This window comes from Arthrobacter arabinosi (assembly GCF_054511115.1).
Genome location: NZ_JBTNDF010000034.1, coordinates 1 through 1,195, shown reverse-complemented (window position 1 = coordinate 1,195; position 1,195 = coordinate 1). Strand labels below are relative to the sequence as shown.

At 63.8% G+C, this 1,195-nt stretch carries 1 pseudogene; it reads right to left on the bottom strand.

Going from position 1 to position 1,195, the window contains the following annotated elements:
* Nucleotides 1-79: 79 nt before the first annotated feature.
* Nucleotides 80-1,044 (bottom strand): annotated as a pseudogene (locus ACX80P_RS16960) (IS3 family transposase); the annotation flags it as partial.
* Nucleotides 1,045-1,195 lie beyond the last annotated feature (151 nt).

Here is a 1,195-nt window from a genome sequence, read left to right as displayed (position 1 = left end):
AAGGAGGCCCGCCCCGCACTGACCGCTTAACCCCGCGAGGGATCACGCAGCGCTACACCACTCCCAGGGGCTTGACCTAGCGAATCGACGTGAATTGGCTACCGGCATCGCTGTGGCACCGAAGGTCCGCATGGTGAGTGCCTCGGCCCCACCTCGCCATTTCGATCGCGTCGAGCACCATCTCGGTGCGCATATGGCTAGCGCACCGCCACCCGACGACCATCCGCGAGTACGCGTCGATGATGAAGCAGACATAGGCGACACCGGCCCACGTCGGGACGAAGGTCAGGTCGGTCACCCAGAGCCGGTTCGGCGCCATCGCCGTGAACCGTCGCTTCACCAAGTCCGGATGGCGTGCTGCTGCCGGATCAGGCCGTGTGGTCTTCACCCGCTTCGAACGGGTGGCGCCCTCAATGCCTGCGGTTCGCATCAACCGGCCTGTCTGGTCACGGCCGATAGCTATTCCGGCACGGCGTGCCGCTTTCCAGAGTTTGCGGACCCCATAGACGCGGTAGTTCTCCTCCCACAGGGCGACCAGCTTCGGGGTGAGGACCGCGTCGCTGACGGTACGTGCGGACGGGGTGCGGTTCTTCGCCGCGTAGTAGGTGCTTGGGGCCACCTGCAGCAAGGTGCAGATGGGCTCGACTCCAAGCATTCGTCCTTCGACGATGTCATCTTTGTTCGCGTCGATGAACGCGACTATCTCCGATGTTGGCGGTCGAGCTCCGCCCCGAAGAAACTCGCCGCACGCTTCAGGATCTCGTTCGCCCGACGTAGTTCGCGGTTCTCCTGCTCGAGCTCCCGCATCCGCCTGGCTTCGGCGGTGCTCACGCCGGCGGTGTGGCCGTCATCGACGTCGGCCTGCCGGACCCATGCTCGTACCGATTCGGTCCCGTACCCGAGCTGCGAAGCGACCCGATGAACCGTCCCGTGCTCGGTTCCCAGCTCTGCCCGCAGCGTCCGTACCATCCGGACTGCCGCAGCCTTCTCTTCCGGCGAATACCGACGTGCCGTCGGCTTCCCGGATCCCTGACTCGATGCCATGACTCTATTCTCGTTTCCAAGGTCAGGAGCCTCCAACGAACCCAGGGCGGTTCAGTCTTCCATCCGGACGCCTAGGGACTGCCCCGGATTTCGTTGACTCTCGGGGTTTAGTGTTGTCAGGCGGCTTTGAGGCCGTTATTGAGTATCTCAA